This window comes from Alicyclobacillus acidocaldarius subsp. acidocaldarius Tc-4-1, assembly GCF_000219875.1.
Lineage (GTDB): Bacteria > Bacillota > Bacilli > Alicyclobacillales > Alicyclobacillaceae > Alicyclobacillus > Alicyclobacillus acidocaldarius_A.
Window position 1 is genome coordinate 563,220 of sequence record NC_017167.1, and the last position, 20,427, is coordinate 583,646.

Below are 20,427 nucleotides of genomic sequence, written 5' to 3' on the forward strand. Positions count from 1 at the left end.
GGTGGTGATGGAATGCAGCAGACGTATACGATTACCCAAAATAAGATTCTGTCGCGTGTGTTTCTCGGGCTTTGTGCCTCGCTCGTCACGGCCGGGGCCGGCGTTGTGGTGGGCACGCGCCTGCCGTATGGTTTGACCCCCATTCTGTGGCTTGTGGAACTCGGGATGATCGTTTATGCGATGTTCCGGCAGTACACACGGGCCATTGGCTATCCGTTCGTGTTCACGTTCACGTTCATCTCGGGCATGACGTTGTCGTACGCGCTCCTGTCGTACGCATCCGTCTTCGGCATGGCCCTAGTCCTGAAGGCGCTGGCCGTGACGGCGGGCGCATTCCTGGTGGCTTCGTTTGTCGCATCCCGCACGTCCATGGATTTCTCGTTCCTCGGCGGGTTTCTGATGATCGGCACGCTGGCGCTGCTTCTGATGGGCTTGGTGGCCATGTTTACGGGCTTTTCTTCCGCAGCAAGCCTGATCTACGCGTATCTCGGCGTGGCCATCTTCATCGGGTACGTGCTGTTTGACGTGAATCGCCTAGCGCAGTATGGCGTCGCGGAGCAGCACGTGCCGTGGATGGTTTTGTCGCTGTACCTCGATTTCATCAACCTGTTCCTGTTCATCCTGCGGCTTATGGGTATCATGAGCGGCGGGAATGATCGCCGATAAGCGGCGCATCAAGATGGGGCGCTTACGCGCCCCGCTTTTTTTGTGCGCTGGGCTGGCGGGGAAAGGCGGAAGTGGCATTTCGAGTCCTGGGCGTCCTATAATACGGGACGAGAGTCTGTACGAGCGGAAGGCGGCCAGGCCGCAACCGATGGCACAGGAGGACAGCCGATGGAATATCGTCCACAGGAAATCGAAAAGAAATGGAAAGCTCGGTGGCGTGAGCAGAACGCTCACAGGGCCGACGGGAAGAGCGGAAAACCGAAGTATTACTGCCTCGACATGTTCCCGTACCCGTCCGGGAGCGGCCTACACGTGGGGCATTGGCGCGGATACACGATTTCGGACGTCTGGAGTCGCTACAAGAAGCTGCACGGCTACGAGATTCTTCACCCCATGGGCTGGGATGCGTTTGGCCTGCCGGCCGAGAATTACGCCATCCAAAACGGTATCCACCCGCGGATTGCGACGGAACGGAACATCGCGAACTTCAAGCGGCAGCTTGAAGAAATCGGCGCGATGTACGACTGGGACCGCGAGGTGAACACGACTGATCCGTCATTTTACAAATGGACGCAGTATTTCTTTGTCAAAATGTTTGAGCGGGGCCTCGCCTATCGCAAAAAGATGCCCATCAACTGGTGTCCTAGCTGCAAAACCGGTCTCGCCAACGAAGAGGTGGTAGACGGCTGCTGTGAACGCTGCGGGGCGCCGGTCACGCGCCGCGAGATGGAGCAGTGGATGCTCAAGATCACGGATTACGCGGACCGCCTGCTGAACGATTTGGACAAGCTCGACTGGCCGGAGCACGTGAAGCGCATGCAGCGCGCGTGGATTGGCCGCAGCGAGGGGGCGCGTATTCGCTTCCGCCTGGTCGATCACGACGGCGAGATCGAGGTGTTCTCGACCCGCCCCGATACCATCTACGGCGCCACGTATATGGTGCTGGCGCCCGAGCACCCGCTCGTGCCTCAGATCACGGCGCCGGATCGCAAGGCGGAGGTCGAGGCCTATATCGAACAGGCGCTTCGCAAGTCGAACGTCGAGCGCCAGGTGGTGGACAAAACGAAGACCGGCGTATTCACCGGCGCCTATGTCCAGCATCCACTGCTCGACAAGCGCCTGCCGGTGTGGATCGCCGACTACGTGCTCATGGACTACGGCACGGGCGCCATCATGGCAGTGCCGGCGCACGACGATCGCGACTTTGAATTCGCGGAGCAGTTTGGGCTCGAAATCGTCGAGGTGGTGCGCCCGCTGGATGGCGTGACAGAGCTTCCCTTCACCGGAGACGGCGTGTTGGTGAACTCCGGACCGCTCGACGGACTCCCGGTTGAAGAGGCGAAGAAGCGGGCCATCGAGCTCATGGCGGCAAAGGGCCAAGCGGAGCCGGCGGTCTCCTATCGCCTGCGCGACTGGGTGTTCGCCCGCCAGCGCTATTGGGGCGAGCCGATCCCCATCGTTTATTGCGAGGTATGCGGCACGGTACCCGTTCCGGAAGATCAGTTGCCGGTACTTCTGCCCGACGTGGAGCGATATGAGCCCACCGGCACCGGTGAGTCGCCGCTTGCCGCCATCGAGTCGTTCGTCAACACCACCTGTCCAAAGTGCGGCGGCCCCGCCAAGCGCGAGACCGACACGATGCCGCAGTGGGCCGGATCGTGCTGGTACTTCCTGCGCTATGCAGATCCGCACAACGATCAGGAGCCGTTTTCGCGCGAAGCGGTGAATTACTGGCTGCCCGTCGACATGTATATCGGCGGCGTGGAGCACGCGGTGCTTCACCTGCTGTATTCCCGTTTTTACGTGAAATTCATCTACGATCTCGGCCTGATTGACTTCGACGAACCGTTCCAGCGCCTGTTCACGCAGGGCATGATCACGCTGAATGGCGCGAAGATGTCGAAGTCCAAGGGCAACGTCGTCAACCCCGATGACATCATCGCTCGGCACGGCGTGGACGCACTGCGCATGTACGAGATGTTCGTCGGTCCGCCGGAGGAAGACGCCGAGTGGAGCACCAATGGGCTTGAGGGCGTCGCGCGCTTCCTGGCCCGCGTGTATCGGCTGTACGCACAGCACGTGGACAAACTCGTGCCGGAACGCCCGTCGTTAACCAAGCTTCGCCATCGTTTCGTCGCGACGCTCACCGAGCGCATGGAGAGTTTCCGCCTCAATACGGCGGTGAGCGCGTTCATGGAGTACGTGAACAACCTTCAGCAAGAGGCCAAGGAGGGTCTGGACCGGGCCACGCTGGAGACGCTCGCCGTCGCCATCGCGCCGTTTACCCCGCATCTTGGCGAGGAACTTTGGGAGATGCTCGGGCACACGGACTCGGTCTTCGAGCAGTCCTGGCCGACCTACGACGAGGCGTGGCTGCGGGACGATGAGGTCGAGATCGCCGTTCAGGTCAATGGTCGCGTCCGCGGGCGCTTGACCCTTCCGGCCGACACGAGCGCAGAGGAGGCCGTCGCGCGAGCGAAGGCGCTGCCCGACATCCGCGAGTGGATCGAGGGGAAGCAGGTCGTCAAAGAGGTATACGTCCCCGGGCGGATTGTCAACCTGGTCGTGAAGTAACAGCGTCGGGTGAATCCGCTTGATCCGGAGGGGATGCGACCATGTGCGAAGGTTCCAGCAAACTGTACATGGAGATCTCGGAGGAGATTCGCAGGCAGATCGAAGAGGGCGTGTTTCGGCCGGGCGATCGCCTGCCGACGCTTCGGGAGCTCGCGGACCGGTTTGGCGTGAGCCGCGCCACGGTCCGCGAGGCGTTGAGCGCGCTGCGCGGCCAGGGGCTCGTCGAATTTCGCCACGGGACGGGCACGTACGTCCGGACGGCTTCGGTGGAGATGTGGATGCAGCCGCTCGACGCCGCGATTCTTCTCAGTTACGACAACGTGCGCGATCTCGTCGAGCTCCAGACGGCTGTGCTGGCGCAGATCGCGTATCGGGCAGCCGCAAAGCGCATGGAATCCGACTATTCCGCACTGTCGCACGCACTGTTCGAGCTTGAGGCTTCGCCGCGCCGTGGAGAGCACCGCATCGCGAGTGAATTGAAGTTCTTTAGCGTCCTGGCCGAACTCGCCGGAAACCGTTTGCTCGAAAATGCGCTTCGCGTGTTGCAGGAGGCCCTTCGGTCCAGCCTTCGACTCCTGAACCCGAAATGGGATCTGGGTGTCCGGGCATGTCGGAGGGTCTACGATGCGGTTCAGACAGGGCGACCGGCGGACGCTCGCGACGCTGTGTATGCATACGGGGAAGCCATCTTGCGAGCTGTGGCGGAGAAAAAGGGAAGCGGGCAATCGGCTATGATGTGAGGTTCCTTTGCCGAGCCTTCTGTGATATACTGACGATGTAAGCGCTATCAACTCGGCTTCATCGAAAATGTGAGGATAAACGAGGATCAAATAGATAAGCGTGGTCTGCTGGATGGTGTGTGGTGAGGGTCCATGAAGCGGAGAAGCAAGGAGACTCAGCGGACAAATGAAAGGTTGGTTTACGTGGGACACAAGCTGTTGATGATCGCCTGCTCCGACGAAGACCGATGGTTCGTGGACCGTGCGCTCGCTGCAGGCCTTGACATCCGTCTGCTCGTCTGTTTCGAGGATGTTCAGCATAAGATGCGAACCTGGTATCCGGATCGGCTGCTCGTCGTGCCTGCGCACAAAGCGAGCGTGACAGCGGCCGTGCGCGCCGAAGGTTTCGCAGCCGCGCTCGTGTGCGAACTTGAAGATCCCATTCGGACCGCGCTCGTGGTGCAGGCACTCCGAGACGCCAGCGTTCCGCGCGTGATGGTGCTTTCGCGCCACCCGGCGCGCACCCAGCTCTACCTGAGGTCGGGTGCCCATGATGTGTTGTGCGCGGAAGACCGAGAGCATCTGTGGGCTGCCTTCTTGAACGGGATGAGCGTTCAGGAGCCCGCTTCGTGATCCATGTCCTGAAAGTCAATGAAGGGTTCTGCTTCGCCGCCGCGGTGTGCGACGGCGAAATTTTTTGGTTCTGGCTGCCCTGTCCGGTCCATCTTGTCGAGCGCGCGACGCGAGTGTGGTATGATGAGAGCGTGCAACGGGACCCTCTTTTCTCACGAGATGGGAGGCATCGGATTCCGCATGTCCGTCCAGATCCGGATCATGTTTTTCCTCATTGCCCTTTTCACGATGGGCGGCTTGGCGGCTGGCGCTGTGTTGATGGCGCAGGGACACCATGGATGGCTGTCTGCGTTGTGTTATGTCGTCGCTCTGTTGCTCGCCGGAGTGGGTTTCATGCTCCGCCGGCGCTTCGTGAAACCGATAGCGACGGAAAGCCAACATTGAAGGAGAGCTGCCATTGCGACGTATGGCACGAGACGCTCAAATGCGCCGCTACCTTTGGCGAGTGCTCGAAATTGTGATTCTGCTCGCGTTCATCGCAGCTTTCATTCTGGCGCTCGCGTCGCTGATGCAGTACATTTTGCCGTTTGTCATCGGCTGGGTCTTTGCCATCCTCCTGATTCCAGTGGTCCGATGGCTGGAGCGCCGTGGTTTGGGGCGGCTGACGTCCGTGCTGTTGGTGCTCGGCGTGAGCGTGCTTCTCATTGTGGCCATTTCGGCGGGCATCATCATCGGCGCGTTGCGTGAGGCCACGTCCTTCGTCGCGCGCAGCCAGGTGTTCTTCCGCGTACAGCTCGCTCAGATCGAGGGCGAGATCGAGAGCAGCGAATCGCTTTATGGACAACTTCCTCCTCAGGTGGCAAATGCCATCCAGTCGGCGCTCACGCAGTTCGCACATGGCCTGGAGGGGAGCGTTCACAAGATCATCACCGGCCTCATTGGGATAGTCACCCATCTCCCCGACACCCTGTTCATCGCTGTGATCTCGGTTGTCACCGCATTTTTCATCTTGCAACGGCGCGAGCGCATGCTGGCCCGCTTCTACCGAATGATGCCCCCTGGGTGGGCGCCGAAGCTGAACGCCGTGTTTGAGGATATGGAGCGCGCGTTCCTCGGCACCATTCGCGTTCAGTTCATCCTGATGTGCCTGTCGATGTTCCTCGCGATGATTGGGATGTTCGTGCTCGGCTTTCCGTACGCCATCTTGCTCGGCATCCTGTTTGGCTTCGCAGGGCTCGTGCCTATCGTCGGCTCGGCCATCCTCACCGTCCCGTGGGCCATCGTGGCGCTCATCACAGGCCACGTGGCTGTGGCCATCAAGGTGCTGGCTCTGCAGGTGGTCATCTCCATCATTCGCCACGCTGTCGAACCGAAGATTCTTGCGGACAGCGTAGGGCTGGATACGCTCGCCACGCTGTTCGGCCTGTACGTGGGCTTTAAGGTCATGGGATTCATCGGTCTGTTCATCGGCCCCATTCTCCTCATCGGCGCAAAGGGCCTGCTTCGGACGCGGCTCTTCAGTGACTTTCTTCCCGCTGAGGCGGGTGGGGAACCTGCTCCAGATCCCGGAGGGGACGAGGCGTGAGGCTCATCAGCGTGAGGCCGGACGGCGCCTTGCACCGCGTGTGGTCGGCGGCGGAGCCGGGGCGGTTTGGCGGTTGGTGGATCCCGCCTGGAACGCCGGTGGAGGATGACGGGGGCACGTGGAGTTCACCCTATCCGGTCGCTGCCCTGGCTTGGCCCCATGTGTGGTTTCAGGTGTTTATCCTGCTGAAGCCAGATAGAACGGATTACTACGTCAACATCTGCACGCCTCCTTGCCTCGGCACGGATGTGGTGTGGATTGATCTCGATCTGGACGTGCGCGTAGAATCCGGGCGCGCGTGGGTGGCCGATGAGGATGAGTTTCAGGACAGGAGCCGTATGTATCCACCAGCCTGGCGCACTGCGGCGCAACAGGCGGTTGTGGGCGTGCAACGCGCGGTAAAATTCGGCGCGCACCCGTTTCGGCCGTCGTTCGCCGACGCGCTGCGCGCCGAGTGGATCCTGCGATCACGTCCCGGCGGAACGGTTCTCCGCTAGCAGCTTGCGCGCCCGTTCCATGATGGCAAACAGCGTGCGCGAATCTTCCTCAAGTTGCTCCGGCGACAGCGGCACTTCCGGTCCGCCTTCACGCAATTGAGATTCGAGGGCGCGCACCCGCGCTTCGAGTTCGGACTTTTCCCTTTCAATGGCCGAGACGTACTCGCGCAACCGCTGATACTGTTCGTCGTACGTCTGTAAAAATCGAATGACCTCCTGCATGGACGCCGTGGGGGCGGCGCTCGCGTTGTGAGGCTGCGTTTTCATCTGAAATGCTTTGCGCTCGGCTTTTGCCGCCTCGATCTCGTCCCGATATCGCTTGCGAATCACGCCGTTCCAGCGATATCCGCACGCCGCAGCCGTACGGCCGAGCTGTTCAGCCGCTTCCTCGAACGCCTTCAGTTGCGTGCTGCCCGTGCGAATGTGGCGAAGCACCAACTGCGCGAGGCGCTCATCATCCTCGGGCGTCCACGCATCCGAGCGCACAGGGCTTTTCTCGACGGATGCCAAGGTGATTCCTCCCTTGTCTCAGTACTATACTTATGGCCATGGCGTAGAAGTTTCATACGCATCCTACCTGTCGCTTTGCTACATGGTATGATTGAAATCTGATTTCGTGACTGAAGAGACAAGGTGTTGCAGCGCGTTCTTCTCCTGAGTCTCTCTCATAGAAGCGGATGATGCAGATGAACCTGGAACAGCTGTTGGACGAGTGGCGGCGCGATCCGCAGTTTCGAGAACAGGTCTCGGCTTGGCGCGTGGTGCCCGCGCGCATCGGGCGCTATGCTGACTTTCCTGTCGAACTTCACCCAGAATTGCGTGCATCCCTCGCTGTGCGCGGGATCGAGCGCCTTTACGCGCATCAGCGGGAGGCGTGGGATCTCATTCAGGCTGGCCGAGATGTCGTGATTGCGACGCCGACTGCGAGCGGCAAGACGCTGTGCTACAACTTGCCCGTGCTCCAGTCCATCCTGCGCGATCCCGGCGTGCGCGCGCTCTACGTGTTCCCCACCAAGGCGCTCGCGCAGGATCAAGTGGCGGAATTGCACGATCTCGTCCGAAACCTGAAGACGTCGGTGCACACGTTCACGTATGACGGGGACACGCCCATCCACGCGCGCCAGAAGATTCGGGAGGCGGGCCACATCGTGGTGACCAATCCCGACATGCTGCACGCCGCCATCCTGCCGCACCACACGAAGTGGCTGCGGCTGTTCAAAAACTTGCGCTACGTCGTGATCGACGAGGCGCACATCTACCGCGGGGTGTTTGGCAGCCACGTGGCGAACGTCATTCGCCGGCTCCTGCGCATCGCGGCGTTCTACGGCGCGCGCCCGCAGTTCATCTTCTGTTCTGCGACCATCGCCAATCCGGGCGAACTCACGTCTCGGCTCCTGGGGAGGGAGACGGCGGTCGTCTCCGAATCGGGCGCGCCGGAAGGCGAGAAGCACGTGATTCTGTACAACCCGCCTGTGGTCGATCCGTCGCTCGGCCTGCGCCAGTCGGCGCTGCGGGCGGCGAGGCGGCTCGGTGCGCGCTTACTTCAACATGAAATTCCGACCATCCTCTTTGCGCGCACGCGCAACCAGGTCGAGCTTTTGGCGTCCTATCTGCGGCGCGATGCGCGGGATCGCGTCCGATCCCGCATCGTCAGCTACCGCGGCGGCTATCTGCCGAACGAGCGCCGCGCGATTGAACGGGGCCTGCGAGAAGGCCAGGTCTTAGGCGTCGTCAGCACCAACGCGCTCGAGCTCGGCGTCGACATTGGCTCCTTGCAGGCGGCCATCACGGTTGGCTATCCGGGCTCCGTGGCTTCCACCAGGCAGCAGATGGGCCGCGCCGGGCGCCGCAAGGGGATCTCTGCGGCCATTTTTGTCGCCACGAGTTCCGCGCTGGACCAGTGGATGGTGCGCCACCCGGAAGCCCTACTGGACGCGTCGCCTGAGGCGGCGCGCATCTACCCGGACAACCTCCTCATCCTGATGGACCATCTCAAATGCGCGGCCTACGAGTTGCCGTTTTCCGCGGACGAGCAGTTTGGCGTCGAGACGACGGTGGAGCTCCTCGACTACTTGGTGGACACGCGCGTTTTGCACCGCGCCGCGGACGGTCGCTACTTTTACATGGCGGACGACATGCCGGCGCACGCCGTGTCCCTGCGCAGCGCCGCGCAGGAAAATGTCGTGATCGTCGATCAGTCCGCGCATCCACCGACGGTCATCGGCGAGATGGACCGGTTCAGCGCGCTGACGATGCTACACGAGGAGGCCATCTACCTGCATCAGTCGCAGATGTATCAGGTGGAAAAGCTGGACCTCGAGAACGGGAAGGCGTTTGTGCGCCCTGTGGATTGCGACTATTACACGGATGCGGAACTCGCTGTGCACTTGCAGGTGCTTGAAGAGAACCACTTGACCGAAGAGGGGCCGCTTTGCCATTACACGGGCGATCTCGCCGTGCACGCAACGCCGACCTTGTTTAAGAAGATCAAGCTCGAAACGCACGAGAACGTCGGCTGGGGCAAGATTTATCTCCCGGAGGCCGAGTTGCACACGTCGGGCTACTGGGTGACGTTTGACCGATCCCGCTGGTCCGCCTCGGACGACGAGTGGGAGGCGGCGCTCAAAGGCTTGGGGCACGTGCTCAAACAGGCCGTGGCGCTGCACGCGATGTGCGCGGCGTCCGACGTGCACGTCGCTGTCGAAGTGCGCGATCCGCAGTACGCACGGCCGTCCGTGTACGTGTACGACGCATACCCAGGCGGGGTGGGCATCGCGGAGCGCGTGTACCGCGACCATGATCAGATCTTTGCGACGGCCTTCGACATGTTGCAGGGCTGTCCGTGCGAGTGCGGATGCCCGAGCTGCGTCGGGCCGCCGACGAGCGGGGAGCCGCTCAAACGGTGGGTGGAGTCGCTTCTCGGCTCCGTCGTCGGGGCGAGCGCACCGCGGGGGGCGTGACCATGGGACGGAGCTTGTTGGACAAGCTGAAAGACCTGGAGCGAACCATCGGCGTGCGCAGGTCGAACGGCGAAGATGCGCCAGCGGACGAGGCGCGCGCGGCTTCATCCTCACCGCAGGAGCCTCACATTGAGAACCATCGCGAGGGCGAACTCGCCGAGGCCGGATTCCAAAAGCTCTCCACCCCGCATGGGCCGGTGTGGGTTCGCGACACGGGCTTCGATCTCTGCACATCCTACGGAGACCGCCCGTTCGCCGATTTCCTTTTCTGCGATCTCGCCCGCCTGAGCCGACTGGCGAAGGCCGACGTGGCGCCGGAGCGGATGATGTTTTACGACGTCGAGGCCACGGGGCTCGGGCACGGCGGAGGCACGGTGCCGTTTCTGCACGCCGTCGGCTATTTCGCCGACGATGAGTTCCGCGTGGCCCAGTACTTCGTGCCGGATTACGCGGCGGAGGCCGCGGTGGTGCGGCTTCTGGCCGACCGCTTCGAGCGAGAAGGCAGCGTGATGGTCACGTACAACGGGAAGTCGTACGACTGGCCGCTGTTCGTGAATCGATGCGTGCTTTATGGGCTGATCCCTCCCGAGCCCGCGCACCTGGATCTGCTCCACCCTGCGCGCAGGCTGTGGAAGCGCGTGGTGGGGCGCATGAAGCTGGCGGATGTTGAAGCCTTGCTAGGCGTGAAGCGGGATAACGATCTGCCCGGCAGCGAGGCGCCACTTCGCTATTTCGCGTATGTTCAGGGCGCGCCGCTCGCGTCCATGGAAGACGTGTTTGCCCACAACCTCCGCGACGTCTGCACGTTGGCGCGCCTGGCGCTCGAGATTGCGGAAGCGCTGGAGGAGAGGCGCTCGTGGCCCCACGCGGCCCCGCACGTCGGGCTCGCGACGTGGTTTGATGCGTGGAGGGAATGGGAATCGGCCGACGCACAGTTTCGCAGGGCCGTCGAGCAGGAGGACGCGGACTGGCGGGCCCGGTGGCTGTTCAGCTTGTTTTTGAAGCGCCGCGGCCGGTGGGAAGAAGCGTGTGAGATCTGGTTGGAGCTCGCGAGAGACTTTCCGGACCGTCCCGAGCCGCTCGTGGAGGCCGCGAAGTACTTCGAGCATCACCGGCGCGATCTCGCCAAGGCGCTGGAATCTGCGGAGGCGGCGCAGGCGCGGGTAGCTGACGGAACCCGTGAACACGGTGAGATTGCGCGGCGACTCGAGCGGATTCGCCGCAAGCTCGAGCGGCAATCGGCTTGCCAGGCTGACGCGCGTCGTCTACTGTAGAGGGAGCATACTCGTGGGGAAGGTGCGGGCGGTGTTTGCAGGGTGGACTGCAGAAGATTTTGATGCGATGACGGAGCCGGGCCTCGGTCCGCGGATGGAGCGGATTCGGGCCCGGATTCAACCGAAGTTCATCCAATTGGCCGAACACTTTGAGCCTTGGCTGGCGGAGAAGCTTGGCGTGCCAATGCACACGCATGTGGCGAAGCACGCGCGCCGCACCGTCAATCCGCCTGAGAGCACGTGGGTCGCGTTCAGCTCGGATCCGCGGGGCTACAAGAAGCATCCGCATTTCCAGATCGGTCTCTTTGCCACGCACGTGTTTGCGGTGTTCGGTTACATTGACGAGGGCGTCGATAAGGCGGCGGTTGGCGCGCGCGTGGCCGCGGAGAGCGAGGACATGTTTGCCATGCTGCCGGGGGATTTCGCCGTGATCGAAGATCACACCTCGCCGGATTTCAAGCTGGTGCGCCATCTCGGCGTGGATGGATTGCGCCGCGTTGGGGAGCGGTTGGCTGCGGTGAAGAAGGCGGAGATGCTCGTGGGGCGCACGATGCTCCGCGACGAAGCGGTGCGCATGACGGGCGAGGACTTCGTGCGGTGGGTGGAAGAGACGTTCACGCCCGCGTGCGCGCTGTACAAAACGGCTCGTTCCATCGCCCAGGACTAGCGGGGTGTCGATGTGCGGATACACTTGCTTCACATGAACGACCTCCACAGTCGGCTTGAAAATCACATGCGCATTGGGGCGAAGATCCGCGCGCTGCGAGCCGAGTTCGATCGAAAGGGTGAAGCGTCGCTCACGTTCGATCTCGGCGACGTGCTGGATCGCGTGCGGCCGGAGACCGAGGCGACGTGCGGCCTGCTGAATGCGGAGCTCATGCGCGCGCTCGGCGTGGACGGTTGGGTCTTTGGCAACAACGAGGGTCTCACCATCCCGGTGGAGCGATGGGAGGAACTCGTCAGCCGGTCCGGCGCCATCGCGTTTGGCACGAACCTGCGGCGCTCAAACGGCGGCGCGTTCCCGTTCTTTCGCGATACGCACGTGTACGAGGTGGGCGGGATGCGCATTGGCGCGTTCGGCCTGACGCCCAACTACGACTTGCCTTATCACATGCTCGGCGTCGAGGTCTTGGATCCGCTCGAGGCCGCTCGAAGAGCGGTGGAACAGCTCGTGGCGCAGCGGGTGGATGCCATCGTATGCCTGTCCCACATGGGGCTGCGCTTTGACCGGGCGTTGGCGAGCGATCTCCCTCAGATCACCTGCGTCCTCGGCGGACACACCCACGAGACCATGTACGAGGCGGAATACGTCGGCCACACGGCCGTCTTTCAGCCCGGAAAGCACGGATTTTCCTTCGGGCACACGGTCCTCGAGCGCTCGGGCGGGCGCGTCGCGGCCCGCTCGGAACGGATCCCTGTGGAGCCCTGGGAGCCCCTGGACGCTCGCATGATGCAGGTGTACGCAAAGGAACGAGCGCTCGTGGAGCGGAAGCTGGGGCGTGCCGTGGCGGACTTGTCGGATCGGCTGCAGCTCCAATATGAGGACGAATGCACGTTCGCCAATCTGCTCACGGACATCCTGTACGACGCATTCGAGGGAGATCTCGCCCTCATGATGGCGGGAGCGCTCAACGCGAGCCTGTTGCCCGGCGCCATTACCATGGAGCACGTGCTCGGCGCGTGCCCGACGCCCACTCGGCCCATCGTCGTGACCATGCGCGGGGCGGACATCCTCGAGGCCATCGATCTCGCCCTGAAACCCGAAATCCACAATCGCCAGGGAATCGGCTTCGGGTTTCGCGGCGGCAGAATTGGCGTGCTCGCCATTTCCGGGGCGCTGGCCGAGATCGAGTACCGGCCCGATGGGAGGCGCGTGCGCCGCGTCGTGATGGGCGGGCGGTCGATGGAGCCGGACCGCGACTACCGCGTCATCACCTGCGAGTATCTGTGGCTGTCCCCCGTGTTTCCGCCGTTCCGCCGCGCGCGAGACGTGACCTACCAGCGCCCGTTGGTGCGCGAGCTTCTCATTGAGCACATCGGCGATCCCGGCCGCCTCGAACGGGCCCGGCTTCCGCGCTATGAGGTCGTGGATCCGGTGGAAAGGAGGGCGTAGGGCGGATGGCCGAGCTCGATCGCGAAACGTCGGTGCGCGTTGTGGAACGGCTTCTCGAGGCCTACCCGGACGCGCGCTGCCAGCTTCATTTCACAACGCCGTTTGAACTGCTCGTGGCGACCATGCTGTCGGCGCAGTGCACGGACGAGCGCGTCAACATGGTTACCCCAAGGCTGTTCGCGAAGTACCGCGGGCCCGAAGCGTTTGCAAAGGCGAGCCCCGACGAGGTCGCGGAAGACATCCGCGAAGTGGGGTTATTTCGGTCCAAGTCCAAGCATATCGTGGAGACATCGCGCATCCTCGTCGACGTGTATGGCGGCGAGGTGCCGAACAGCCGAGATCGCCTGATGGAACTGCCTGGCGTCGGGCGGAAGACGGCCAACGTCGTGATCTCGAACGCCTACGGCGTGCCGGCGTTTGCTGTGGACACGCACGTGCAGCGCGTGACCAATCGCATCGGCTTGGCGCATTCGAGCGATCCGCTGAAGACCGAGCAGCAGGTGTGCGCGAAGCTGCCGCCTGAACTGTGGACCAAGGCGCACCACGCGCTCATCCTGCACGGCAGGCGGGTATGCACCGCGCGCAAGCCGAAGTGCCACATCTGTCCGGTGGCAGATTTGTGTCAGTACGCGCGCAGTCAGGCACAGCCAAAGGCGGAGCAAGGGTGACGGAGGGAGGCAGTCCGATGTGGAAGCGGCTTTTCATTGTGCTCGCGGCGTTCGATCTGCTCGCCGTGATCGCGGGGCTCCTCATGTGGAACAGCCTTCCCCAATCCGGCCATACCCCCTCGCCGACCGTCCCTGTGCCCGCGAACGCGCCTACGGTCCAAGTCGATATCGGGGCGGATGCGATCAACGCCTACCTCGCGTACGCCATCGCGCACGATCCCGAAGTCGGCCGCGTGCTCGAAGCCGCGAGTGTCCAATTTGGCGACACGTGGGTGTGCGACTTCGCCGTCAAGGTGTTCGATCGCGCTCTGCCCATGCAGTTCGTTGTGACCCCCATCGTGCAAAACGGGAATCTCATTCTTCACGTGGACAGCGCGCAACTTTCATTTATTCCCATACCCCGATCCGTCGTGTTGTCCGTGCTCGATCGCGCTTCACTGCCAAGCTGGGTCGAGATTGACGACTCGTCCCAGAACATCGCTTTGAACTTTACCGAGCGACCCGCCGAGCCGTTTGCCCTCCGCGTTGTGCAGTACTCGCCTGCCACGCAGAAACTCTCCCTGAATCTCGCCATCCCGCCCCAAACCCTCTCTCAACATGCGCCGTGACTTCCCGTGACGTCGGATAACTTCCGCCGCCTGGAGCAAGCTAAATGCGCGAGGAACCTGTTCGCATGGGAGGTTGCTCCAGTGAACGTGGGAGTTGGAGGCGCGCTGAAACGGCTCTTGACCGTCGACGACACCGTGCTGAACGACGATTTCTCCTTGTCGAGCGACGACGATGACCCGGGTGCTGACAACTACGGCGACGAGCCCGAAGAGGAATCGGTCAACTTTACGACGGCAGAAAACAAGATGGACACAGCTAAAAAGCCCGTCTCGATGCGTTCCTTTCTGCGGCGCGCCGGGCGGGAATACGAGGAGGCCGTCGAAAAGGCGCACGCCGGTCAGCAGGACAACATCGAGCTCGATCTCGACGACATGAAGCGCCGCCTTTCCCGCTTCTTTCATCTGCCACAAAACAAGGATATCGTGATCCGCGAGTTTGCGGTGGGGGTTGAGGGCCGCTCGCCGTGGCGCGGGATGGTCGTCTATGTCGACGGCTTGGTGGACAAGAACGTCATCAACTGGGCCATCCTCGAGCCCCTGATGGTGTGGTCGCACCTAGCGGACGATCCGAAGCGAGCGCTGACGTACGTGGTCGACCACCTCGTTCCCGGGCACCAGACGCAACTCATCGAGAAGTGGTCGGAGGTCGTGTTCAATGTCCTGGCCGGATCGAGCGTTGTGTTCTTGGACCGATGCGACGCGGCGCTCGTCGTCGAGTCGAAGGGATGGGAGCACCGAAGCGTCAGCACGCCCAAGATGGAGAACGTGGTCCGGGGATCGCAGGACGCGTTCACGGAAAACTTCCGCACCAATACGGGCCTGGTGCGCATGCGTCTGCGCTCGGAGCATTTGGTGACCGAAATTCACGCCGTCGGCAACCTTGCGAAGACCGATGTCGCCATCATGTACATTCATGGCGTGACGAATCCGAAGCTCGTCAAGGAAGTGCGCCGCCGCATCGCGGACATTGACGTCGACTACGTGCTCGACGCGGGGATGCTGGAGCAATTCATCGAAGATCGGCCGAGCATGATGATCCCGCAGGTGCTCGTGACGGAGCGGCCGGATCGCGTGGCGGCGATGCTGGCGGAAGGATATGTGGCAATCTTCGTGGGGCATAGCCCAGTCGCCATCATCGTGCCAGTGGTGCTGTGGTCCCTCATGCACACCTCCGAAGACACCAACCTGCGAATCATCCCGGGGACGTTCATCCGCGCCATACGCTGGGTGGCTCTGCTCACTGCCTTGCTGCTGCCGGGGCTGTACATTGCGGTGACCAATTATCACTCGGAAATGTTGCCGACGGACCTGATGTTGGCCATCGCGGGAAGCCGGGAACAGGTTCCATTTCCGGTGGTGGTCGAAGTGTTGTTGATGGAGTTTGCCATTGAGCTCATCCGCGAAGCAGGAATCAGGATACCATCGGTTATAGGGCCAACCATTGGTATAGTTGGAGCTTTGATCATAGGACAGTCGGCCGTCCAGGCCGGGATCGTCAGTCCGCTGCTCGTCATCGTCGTGGCGACGACGGCGCTCGCCTCGTTCACGGTGCCGAACTATGAGCTGAGCATGGCTGTTCGCATCCTTCGGTTCGCGTTCTTGATCGCAGGGGCAGTGTTGGGGTTTTACGGGATCGCCATTCTCTTTGTCGTGTACGTCGTGAGGCTGTCCATGCTGAAATCGTTCGGCGTGCCGTTCCTGTCGCCCGTGGCGCCCATCAGCGGCGCGGCCCGAGACGTCTTGGTGCGCGGCCCCATTTGGGGCATGAACAAAAGGCCAGCGTTTTTGAACACGCTTCGGAGTTGGCGTCAAAACCCGATGACGAGACCTTGGTCGGCCGCGACGCGAAGACAAGCAGGAGAGGGGGACAGCAACGCATGAGCCAGTCTGGCATGAGAGACGCGAAGGTTCCGGCTGCTGAAATGACCGCGATGCTCATCATTTTTGTGGCCACCAACGCGTTTCTCACGTACCCGCGCTACATCAGCTTCAACGCGTACGAGGCGGCGTGGATGGAGCCCATCTTTTCCGGGGCTTTGACCTTGGCACTGTTCTACCTAGTCGAATGGATCATGAGAAAGCACTTCCAAAATCTTGACATCGTCGAGATCGCCAAAGAGGTGTTCGGGAGATTCGGGGCCATCTGCATCGCCCTTCTGTTTGCGATGTACTTCCTGTGTTCGACCGCCGCAGTAATGCGGGAGTTCACGGAAAACGTAGTGAGTACCGTGCTTCCGTCAACACCATTGCTGCTCGTCGGAGCGGTGTTTATGTTCGCGGTGGGGTACATTGCGTACGCCGGAATCGAGGGCATTTGCCGCACGGCGTTCATTTTCTTGCCCATCCTCCTCGTAGGGCTGGTCGGCGTGTGTCTGATGACGGTGAACTGGTGGCGCCCATACCTGCTGCTTCCTCTGTGGGGAACGGGGCCTGTGCGCGTCATCATGGGCGCGATGCAGTACAGTTCCATCTTCGCCAATGTGCTGCTATTGACCATCATTTTTCCGCACGTCAACAATCCGCGCAAGATGCGCCGCATTGGCGCCGTGAGCATCATCGTGTCGACGTTGCTGCTCGTCTTTCTCGTGCTATCGTATCACATGGTCTTTCCGGCGGCCGAGACCGGAAAGACGTCCTTCGCGTTGTACCGCTTGGCTCGCATGATCCACATGGGGCCCTTCTTTCAACGGCTTGAGAGCATCTTCATCTTCCTGTGGGTGACGGCGGCCACGGTTCGCATGGCGGTCACCATGTGGGGCTCTGCGTATCTCTTGTCGAAGGCGTTCAGTTGGCCCACGTATCGCCCCGCTGTGCCCGCCATTGTGCTGTTGTCGTTTTCGCTCGGCATGTGGCCGCAGAACTGGATGGACGTCATTGAATTAGATGGTACGTACTTGCTCAAATGGGGATGGATTGTCGTGTTTGCTATCCCTGTTGCTGTGCTTCTCAGTGGGTGGGTCAAGCGATCTCGTCGGAGAACCAGGAGGGTGCGCCATGTTTAAATATCTGTTTGCGATGATCATCCCGGTCTGCATTTTCATTTACACGCTCTCGTTCATGCGCTGGGCGGGGAGAAAGAGCGGCGCCGTGGCCTCCGTGTCAGCCGGTGCCTTGGCGGTGATCTCGCTCGTGGTGTCGGGCGCCACGCTGTGGCGGGTGTTGACCTGAAAGGCGCAGCCCGAGATGTCGGGGGGGGGGTATCACCAGTTGTATGAAAATCACGACATTAATGTTGTGAGAATCGACATGTTCGGGCGCTCGAGATGGATCCGCTGTAAGCCGCCGCTGCTTGGGAGTGGCGGCTTAGCGGCACTTGGAACGAATCTTGCTCACCTCCCTGACGTTGAAAGCGCTATCTAAGGCGAGGTGAGCAGGGTGTTTGGAGAGTTCAAAGTCCCGGAGGCTGTGTACGCCGGGCGCGGGGCGCTGCAGATGCTGCCGCAAGCGTCGTCCAGCCTGGGGAAGCGGGCCCTCATCGTGACGGATCAGGTGATGGAACGGCTCGGCTACGTGGAACAGATGCAGAGGATGTTGGCCGAGGCGGGCGTTCAAGCCGACGTGTTCGCGGAGGTGAACACGGAGCCGACCGACGTGCACGTAGAGACCGGCGTGCGCGCGTTCTTGCAGCACGGCTGCGACCACCTCATCGCGCTCGGCGGGGGCAGCGCCATCGACGCCGCGAAGGGAATTTCCGTCATGGCGGTGCACGAGGGATACATCGGCGACTATATGGGCGGCCGCAGGACGTTCGACAAGGCGCCGTACCCCGTGATCGCGATCCCGACGACTGCCGGCACGGGATCCGAGGTCACCAGTGTAACGGTTATCACCAATACCAAGGACGACGTCAAGATGATGATCCGGCAACCCGCGCTATTGCCCAAGGTCGCGATCGTGGACCCCCAGCTCACCGTCTCGTCGCCTCCCCATGTCACCGCTTCGAGCGGCGTGGACGCGCTGTGCCACGCAATTGAGGCGTTTATCTCGAGAAGAAGCCATCCGCTGACGGACGCGCTGGCCACGGACGCTGCGAAGAAGATTGTGACCTACTTGGAGCGAGCGTACAACGACGGACAGGACCTGGAGGCGCGCGAGGGGATGGCGATCGCGGCGCTGGAAGCTGGCATGGCCTTCACGAATTCATCCGTGTGCCTCGTGCATGGCATGTCCCGCCCCATCGGCGCCTTGTTTCACGTACCACATGGTTTTGCCAATGCCATGCTCCTTCCGACTGTGCTGGAGTTCCGACTTGATGACTACGCGCCGAGGCTGGCGCTGCTCGCGCGGGCCCTGAATCCAGAACTGTCCGGTGCGTCGGACGGCGAAGCCGCGGCGTGGGTCGTGAGGCGAGTGAAAACGCTTGCCGAGAGGCTCCAGATCCCAAATCTCAAGACTTGGGGAATTGAAAGGGATGCCTTCGAGCGCGCGCTGGATAAGATGGCGAACGATGCCCTCGCGAGTGGCAGCCCAGCGAACCACCCGGTCGTGCCCTCGCACGAGGAGATCGTCCAGCTGTACCGGCAGGCCTATGACGCCACTTGGGATGCAGCGCCGATGGAATCGCTTACAAAATGAGGGGGAAGGGAAGATGCATAGGACGTCGTCCGCGAGTGTAGCCGGGCGCCTGCGCAATTGGATCGGCTACGCGTGGCGAGACGCGGAAGCCAGCGAATACCTCGACGTCTTCGATCCAGCGACCGCGGAGGTCATCGCTCAGGTGCCGCTGTCGACACAACAAGACGTGGAAATGGCTGTGGCGGCGGCTGCGGAAGCGTTTCGGGAATGGAGCAAGACCCCTGTACCTCGCCGCGCGCGAATCTTCTTTCGCTATCAGCAACTGCTCGTCGATCATTGGGACGAACTCGCCCGACTGATCGTCCGCGAGAACGGCAAGAGCTACAAGGACGCCTACGGGGAGGTGCAGCGCGCGATCGAAAACGTCGAGTTTGCCGCGAGCGCGCCAACGCTCCTCATGGGAGAACAATTGGCCAATATCGCGACATCCTTGGACTCGGGCATGTACCGGTACCCACTTGGCGTGGTGGCAGGCATCACGCCGTTCAACTTTCCGATGATGGTCCCTTGCTGGATGTTTCCTCTGGCTATCGTCTGCGGGAACACGTTCGTGTTGAAGCCTTCCGAGCGGACGCCGCTTTTGGCCCAGCGGTTGGCCGAGCTGCTCGAGGAGGCGGGCCTGCCCTCCGGGGTCTTCAACATTGTGCACGGCGCCCGAGAGGTCGTTCAAGGCCTGATCGAACATCCGACGGTTCGCGCCATCTCGTTCTTCGGATCGCAGCCGGTGGTCGCGTACGTGTACCGCGAAGCGGCAGCCCACGGCAAGCGCGTGCAGGCGCTGGCAGGCGCCAAGAATCACACCATCGTGATGCCGGACGCGGATCTGGACGAAGCCATCCCCCAGATCATCTCGGCCGCGTTCGACTCGGCGGGCGAGCGCTGCATGGCCTGTTCCGTCGTCGTGGCAGTAGGTTCCATCGCAGATCGCCTCGTCGAAGGCCTGAAGTCCGCTGCCGATCAGATCCGCATCGGCAACGGCCTAGGAGCGTGTCCGAGTAATCAAATTTACTTGCATATACATGCGGAGTGCTGAGTAAAAACAGTGATGATATACAGTTCCATGAGCATTTTATACAGGAAAATCGAATACTCGGACACGCTCCTAGACGAAGATGTCCTGCTTGGTCCCGTCATCCGGGCAGAACATCGAGATCGGACGTTGCAGTACATCGATCTCGGCATCCAGGAGGGCGCGGTCCTTGTGCGCGACGGACGCCAGGATCGCGTGGATGAAAACGGGTACTTCGTCGGACCCACGATTTTCGATCACGTCCGCCCTTCCATGAAGATCTGGCAAGACGAGATCTTTGCGCCCGTGCTGTCGGTCGTGTGGATGGGCACGCTGGACGAGGCCATCGCGTTGGCCAACCAGTCCCGGTTTGTGAACGGAGCCTGCATCTTCACGAACAGCGCGTCCGCCATTCGCAAGTTCCGCGAGGAAATCGACGCGGGAATGCTTGGAGTCAACATCGGTGTTCCTGCTCCCATGGCGTTCTTCCCCTTCTCGGGGTGGAAGGATTCCTTCTACGGCGATCTGCACGCCAACGGCAAGGACGGCGTGGCGTTTTACACGCGCCGAAAGATGATCACGGCAAGAGTATGAAGGAGGTCGATA

At 61.8% G+C, this 20,427-nt stretch carries 18 protein-coding genes and 1 pseudogene; 18 read left to right on the forward strand and 1 reads right to left on the reverse strand.

What is annotated here, in order from left to right; all coding sequences use genetic code 11:
* Positions 1-12 precede the first annotated feature (12 nt).
* The 7 genes from TC41_RS02585 to TC41_RS02615 all read left to right on the forward strand — a co-directional run bounded on the left by TC41_RS02585 (position 13) and on the right by TC41_RS02615 (position 6,614).
* Positions 13-666, forward strand: a complete 654-nt coding sequence (locus TC41_RS02585) for a Bax inhibitor-1/YccA family protein (RefSeq protein ID WP_014463419.1) — start codon at positions 13-15, stop codon at positions 664-666.
* A 168-nt stretch (positions 667-834) separates the two neighbouring features.
* The gene (leuS, locus tag TC41_RS02590) at positions 835-3,240 is read left to right on the forward strand and encodes a leucine--tRNA ligase (protein ID WP_014463420.1); all 2,406 of its coding nucleotides are present in this window, start codon (positions 835-837) and stop codon (positions 3,238-3,240) included.
* Between the two features lie 41 nt (positions 3,241-3,281).
* On the forward strand, positions 3,282-3,980 hold the full coding sequence (locus tag TC41_RS02595) for a FadR/GntR family transcriptional regulator (protein ID WP_148260107.1): 699 nt from the start codon (positions 3,282-3,284) through the stop codon (positions 3,978-3,980).
* Positions 3,981-4,163: 183 nt separating this feature from the next.
* Positions 4,164-4,592 (forward strand): hypothetical protein, encoded by a 429-nt coding sequence (locus TC41_RS02600; protein ID WP_014463422.1) that lies wholly within the window; start codon positions 4,164-4,166, stop codon positions 4,590-4,592.
* A 159-nt stretch (positions 4,593-4,751) separates the two neighbouring features.
* Positions 4,752-4,976 carry a hypothetical protein gene (locus TC41_RS02605; protein WP_237700011.1) on the forward strand — a complete coding sequence of 75 codons (225 nt, stop codon included), beginning with the start codon at positions 4,752-4,754 and terminating at the stop codon, positions 4,974-4,976.
* A 22-nt stretch (positions 4,977-4,998) separates the two neighbouring features.
* Entirely contained in the window at positions 4,999-6,117 is a 1,119-nt protein-coding gene (gene ytvI, locus TC41_RS02610) for a sporulation integral membrane protein YtvI (protein ID WP_014463424.1), read from the forward strand.
* Positions 6,114-6,614 carry a DUF402 domain-containing protein gene (locus tag TC41_RS02615; protein WP_014463425.1) on the forward strand — a complete coding sequence of 167 codons (501 nt, stop codon included), beginning with the start codon at positions 6,114-6,116 and terminating at the stop codon, positions 6,612-6,614. The genes ytvI and TC41_RS02615 overlap by 4 nt, the downstream gene beginning before the upstream one ends.
* On the opposite strand, the gene TC41_RS02620 is transcribed toward TC41_RS02615, so the two are convergent.
* Complete coding sequence (locus TC41_RS02620; protein WP_041694939.1) at positions 6,585-7,124, reverse strand: RsfA family transcriptional regulator; 540 nt, start codon at positions 7,122-7,124, stop codon at positions 6,585-6,587. The two genes, TC41_RS02615 and TC41_RS02620, sit on opposite strands and share 30 nt — an antisense overlap.
* 167 nt (positions 7,125-7,291) lie before the next feature.
* Between TC41_RS02620 and TC41_RS02625 the strand changes: the two genes are divergently transcribed.
* The 11 genes and pseudogenes from TC41_RS02625 (at position 7,292) to TC41_RS16690 (ending at position 20,415) form a co-directional block, all read left to right on the forward strand.
* The gene (locus TC41_RS02625) at positions 7,292-9,574 is read left to right on the forward strand and encodes a DEAD/DEAH box helicase (protein ID WP_014463427.1); all 2,283 of its coding nucleotides are present in this window, start codon (positions 7,292-7,294) and stop codon (positions 9,572-9,574) included.
* Between the two features lie 2 nt (positions 9,575-9,576).
* Entirely contained in the window at positions 9,577-10,848 is a 1,272-nt protein-coding gene (locus TC41_RS02630; protein WP_014463428.1) for a ribonuclease H-like domain-containing protein, read from the forward strand.
* Positions 10,849-10,861: 13 nt separating this feature from the next.
* Positions 10,862-11,515, forward strand: coding sequence for a YktB family protein (locus TC41_RS02635; protein ID WP_014463429.1), 654 nt, complete (start codon positions 10,862-10,864; stop codon positions 11,513-11,515).
* A 33-nt stretch (positions 11,516-11,548) separates the two neighbouring features.
* Complete coding sequence (locus tag TC41_RS02640) at positions 11,549-12,961, forward strand: bifunctional metallophosphatase/5'-nucleotidase (protein WP_014463430.1); 1,413 nt, start codon at positions 11,549-11,551, stop codon at positions 12,959-12,961.
* A 5-nt stretch (positions 12,962-12,966) separates the two neighbouring features.
* On the forward strand, positions 12,967-13,629 hold the full coding sequence (gene nth, locus TC41_RS02645; RefSeq protein ID WP_014463431.1) for an endonuclease III: 663 nt from the start codon (positions 12,967-12,969) through the stop codon (positions 13,627-13,629).
* A 17-nt stretch (positions 13,630-13,646) separates the two neighbouring features.
* Positions 13,647-14,237, forward strand: a complete 591-nt coding sequence (locus TC41_RS02650; protein WP_014463432.1) for a DUF2140 family protein — start codon at positions 13,647-13,649, stop codon at positions 14,235-14,237.
* An 81-nt stretch (positions 14,238-14,318) separates the two neighbouring features.
* On the forward strand, positions 14,319-16,118 hold the full coding sequence (locus TC41_RS02655; RefSeq protein ID WP_014463433.1) for a spore germination protein: 1,800 nt from the start codon (positions 14,319-14,321) through the stop codon (positions 16,116-16,118).
* Between the two features lie 11 nt (positions 16,119-16,129).
* Positions 16,130-17,239 (forward strand): GerAB/ArcD/ProY family transporter, encoded by a 1,110-nt coding sequence (locus TC41_RS02660; protein ID WP_014463434.1) that lies wholly within the window; start codon positions 16,130-16,132, stop codon positions 17,237-17,239.
* Positions 17,232-17,405 (forward strand): hypothetical protein, encoded by a 174-nt coding sequence (locus TC41_RS16525; RefSeq protein ID WP_014463435.1) that lies wholly within the window; start codon positions 17,232-17,234, stop codon positions 17,403-17,405. Before TC41_RS02660 ends, TC41_RS16525 begins: the two co-directional genes overlap by 8 nt.
* Before the next feature lie 207 nt (positions 17,406-17,612).
* A complete protein-coding gene (locus TC41_RS02665) occupies positions 17,613-18,812 on the forward strand; it encodes an iron-containing alcohol dehydrogenase (protein WP_014463436.1) in 1,200 nt (399 codons plus the stop codon).
* Between the two features lie 13 nt (positions 18,813-18,825).
* Positions 18,826-20,415: pseudogene (locus tag TC41_RS16690) on the forward strand (CoA-acylating methylmalonate-semialdehyde dehydrogenase).
* Positions 20,416-20,427: the final 12 nt, after the last annotated feature.